Below are 3,814 nucleotides of genomic sequence, written 5' to 3'. Positions count from 1 at the left end.
GCGCGCTGGCAAGCGGCCGGCAGGCCGCCGAGGCCGCACTAGACACGATTCGGTAGCCGCACGTCCCTGTCGCAGCCCCGGCGGGGCAGCGCCGGACGCGACCCGGCAGCCACGTCTCCTCGTCGTCGCGACTACGGGTCGACCGGCGGCGGGCCGACGATTTCGATATCGTGCTCGGGGGCCAGTTCGGACACCCGGGCGATGGCCGCCTCGGAGGGCGGTCCCGAGGGGACGGTCGCCTCGTCGGCCGGTTCGCCAACAGCTGTCACGAACTCGTCGAATCCGCCGGGCGACGTCGAGGAGACGACCTTTGCCGGCTCTGTCGCCACGATGCTATGTTTTCGCCCCCTCGGGAGGACGACCGATCCGCCAGCTCCGAGCGACCGAGTCTCGGTCGGTGTGTGGACCTCGACCGTCCCTTCGGTCACGTGGAGTGTCTCGTCAGCCGATGCGTGGACGTGCATCGGTGGCGCGTGGCCCTCCCGCAGACGCATCTCGACGACGGAACAGCGGCCGTCGGTCGCCTCGCCCGGAACGCGGACGTACGACAGCGTGTCCAGAAAGCGGTACGGCTCGGTTGTCCCGGCAGTTCCTATCGCTGGTTCGACAAACGCCGACATCCTGTCGGGGCGGTTCGTGGTGGATGTAAAAAACTGTTATCGACCGGGCAGTCTCGCATCCGAAGCCCGGCAAGCGCTTATAGGTACTGTCGTAACTCGCCAAGCGGCGGGAACTCGTGGGTCTCGTCCGACCCCTCGTCGCGGACGATCGGCCGGAGCGTCCCCGTCTCGGTGACGAGCGGCGACTGAAACGCCGCGGCGGATCGCTCGTTGATCCGGATTCCGGCCGGGAGCCGGCTGAACGAGGGGAGCATCAACACCGACGAGCCGTCGTATTGGTCGGGGCCGCACAGAAAGCAGGGCCGACGGACGCCCTCGATCTCGATCGTCGGGTGGTCGTGGCCGACGACGTACCACTCCGCCTCCGTCGCCGGTTGAACGTGACCGTGGGTGACGACGATCGACCCGTCGCCGACCGCGTACTCCGGGACGGTCGGGCCGGTCCACAACTCCTCGAGCATCGTGTCGTGGTTGCCGGGTGTCACGGCGACCGAACAGTCTCGTTTGGCCGCGAGATCCGCTATCGCCCGGACGGTCGCCGCCGCCCCCGTCGGGACCCGATCGAAAGAGTGCAGCAGATCCCCCGCGATCACGATTTCCTCGGGTTCGTAGCGGTCGAGCAGCCGTTCGAACCGGTCGGTGAGGTCGTCGTGTTCTCCGACCCGGAACTCGATGTCGGAGGCCGCGTCCCGCCCCACGTGGAGGTCAGCACAGACGAGCGTCCCCGTGGCCGGGAGGTAGACGGCGCGGTCGCGGGGATCGAACTCCATACGGATCGGTGGGCCGCCGCGGGCAAAGCGCTGGCGGGATAGGACGGAACGCGGGCCGCGACCGTCGCGGCGCTGTGTTGGTCCCGAGTGACGCTGACGGCCCCTGAGTCTCGGGTGTTTATAAACGGCCGAACCGATATTGAGGTATGGTCGACGTGCTCGACAACAAGCGGTCCGCGACGAAGTTTCGCGTGCTCGTCGAGATCGCGGAGCGCCAGCCGGCAGTCAACCAGGGGGAGATCGCCGGCGCCGTCGGCGTGACGAGTCAGGCCGTCTCGGAATACATCCGCGAACTCGTCGACAACGGGTTCGTCGAGAAGGAAGCTCGATCGCGGTACCGCGTGACAAAGCGGGGCGTCGACTGGCTGTTTCGGCAGGCTTCCGACGTACGCCGCTTCGCCGACCACGTGACCGAGGATGTCCTCGGCAGTATGCAGGAGGACGCGGCGTTCGCGACGGCTGACATCGAGGCTGGCGAGACGGTCTCGCTGTCGATCCAGGAGGGACTGTTGCACGCTTCCCCCGGTGACGACGGCCCGGCGACGGGAATCGCGACGACCGACGCCGAAGTCGGCGCCGTCGTCGGTGTTACCGGGTTTGCGGGCGTCATCGATCTTGAACCCGGCACTGTGACGGTGTTTCAGGTCTCTCCGATCCGGTCAGCGGAGCCGGGCGAATCGGCTGCGCTTGCAGACGCCGCCGCGGCGGCCGACGTGGTCGTGAGCGCGGGGGTCGAAGCGGTCGCCGTGTTGCAGGCATCCGGCCTCGATCCTGACGTGACGTTCGCGGCCGGCGAGGTGGCCGCCGACGCCGCCGGCCGGGGACTGGACGTGGTCGTCGTTGCGACGACAGATCTCGCGGGACGGGTTACCGACGCCCTTCGGGACTCGGGGCTCGCCTACGAGGTTGACGATCTCTGAGCGTCACAGCACGTCGCCGAACTCGTACCACCCTGGCTCCCGGTCGGCGAGCCACTCGGCGGCGTCGACGGCACCGGCGGCGAAGACGCGCCGCGACTCGGCCCGATGGGTCAGCGTCAGGACCTCGTCGTTGCCGGCCAACATGAGTTCGTGCTCGCCGCGGATGGTTCCGGCCCGGCGGACGTGGACGCCGACCGCCGATTCCTCGCGCGGGTGCTCACCCTCCCGGCCGTGGGTGCGCTTCAGTTCCGCTTCCCGGGCCGAATCGACGACATCGAGGATCGTGTTTGCGGTGCCGCTCGGTGCGTCTCGCTTGCCATTGTGATGGGTCTCCGTGAGTTCGACGTCGTAGTCGGGTAGCGCCTCGGTGCCGGCCTCAACCACCCGAAGGAGCGCCTGCACGCCGCGGGCGAAGTTCGAGGCTTTCAATACGGCGGTCGACTCGCTGGCCGCCCGGAGTGCCTCGATCCCTGACTCCTCGAAACCGGTCGTCCCAACGATGTAGGGGACGCCCGCCTCGGCGACCACCCCGGCGTACTCCCGCGTCGCCTCGGGGACGGTGAAGTCCACGACCGCGTCCGCGTCGTCGAGCAACTCGGGAAGATCATCGTTCGGGTACACGCGCACGTCCTCGACGGTGTCCGAGGCAGTGGCGACCCCGACGACATCGTGGCCGCGACCGCTCGCTTCGGCGACGATCTCGCTGCCGGTTCGGCCGGTAGCGCCGACGACGACGACGTTCATCGTTCGAGGTCCTCAAGCACGTTCCGGAGGGTCTCGCGGTGCTCTGGCTGGAGGGGGTTCAGCGGCGAGCGCATCGTCGACGGGTGGATCCCCCGCAGCTCCATCGCCTCGTTGATCGGGATGGGGTTAGTCTCGATGAACAGCGTCCGGAAGAGGTCGCCGAGTTCGTACTGCAGTTCGCGGGCGCGCTCGAAGTCGCCTGCCAGCGCTGATCCGACCAGCGCAACGGTGCGTTCGGGTTCGACGTTCGCCGCGACGCTGATACAGCCGGAGCCGCCCTGGGCGACGATCGGCAGGGTGAGCGCGTCGTCGCCCGACAGCACGGCGAAGTTCTCATTTTGCGTACGCTCTATGACCTCGTTCGTCCGGTTTAGATCGCCGCTTGCGGCCTTGTAGCCGACGACGTTCTCGTGTTCGGCCAGCGAGGCGGCCGTCTCCACGGCGATGTTGCGCCCGGTTCGACCGGGGACGTTGTAGATGATCTGTGGGAGATCGACCGCGTCGGCGACGGCCCGGAAGTGCGCCTCCATTCCCTCCGGTTCGGGGATGTTGTAGTACGGCGAGATCAACAGCAGGCCGTCGGCGCCGGCGGCGGCGGCCCGCTCGGAGAGGTCGAGCGCCTCGCGCGTGTTGTTCGACCCCGAGCCAGCGATGACGGGGACATCCTCGACCGCGTCGGCGACCGTCTCGATGACTTCGACGTGTTCGTCGTGGGTCATCGTCGCCGACTCGCCGGTCGTGCCGACGGGAACCACCCCGT

Annotated in this window: 5 protein-coding genes; 1 reads left to right on the top strand and 4 read right to left on the bottom strand. The window is 68.2% G+C overall.

Annotation, left to right across the window (positions count from 1 at the left end; all coding sequences use genetic code 11):
* Positions 1–131: 131 nt before the first annotated feature.
* Entirely contained in the window at positions 132–620 is a 489-nt protein-coding gene (locus ACI944_RS12870) for a cupin domain-containing protein (RefSeq protein ID WP_411719437.1), read from the bottom strand.
* Positions 621–697: 77 nt separating this feature from the next.
* Positions 698–1,390 (bottom strand): metallophosphoesterase, encoded by a 693-nt coding sequence (locus ACI944_RS12865; RefSeq protein ID WP_411719436.1) that lies wholly within the window; start codon positions 1,388–1,390, stop codon positions 698–700.
* Between the two features lie 146 nt (positions 1,391–1,536).
* Here ACI944_RS12865 and ACI944_RS12860 point away from each other — a divergent pair, with 146 nt between their 5' ends.
* Positions 1,537–2,310 (top strand): MarR family transcriptional regulator, encoded by a 774-nt coding sequence (locus ACI944_RS12860; protein WP_411719435.1) that lies wholly within the window; start codon positions 1,537–1,539, stop codon positions 2,308–2,310.
* A 3-nt stretch (positions 2,311–2,313) separates the two neighbouring features.
* Here ACI944_RS12860 and dapB read toward each other — a convergent pair whose 3' ends face one another.
* Positions 2,314–3,054: a 4-hydroxy-tetrahydrodipicolinate reductase gene (dapB, locus tag ACI944_RS12855; RefSeq protein ID WP_411719434.1), complete on the bottom strand. Its 741-nt coding sequence runs from the start codon at positions 3,052–3,054 to the stop codon at positions 2,314–2,316.
* A partial coding sequence (dapA, locus tag ACI944_RS12850; RefSeq protein WP_411719433.1) for a 4-hydroxy-tetrahydrodipicolinate synthase occupies positions 3,051–3,814 on the bottom strand: 764 nt, incomplete at its 5' end. The genes dapB and dapA, both read right to left, overlap by 4 nt.

The organism is Natronomonas sp., assembly GCF_046710025.1.
Lineage (GTDB): Archaea > Halobacteriota > Halobacteria > Halobacteriales > Haloarculaceae > Natronomonas.
Note: the sequence above shows the minus strand (reverse complement) of the source record. Positions and strands in the feature narration are given on the sequence as shown.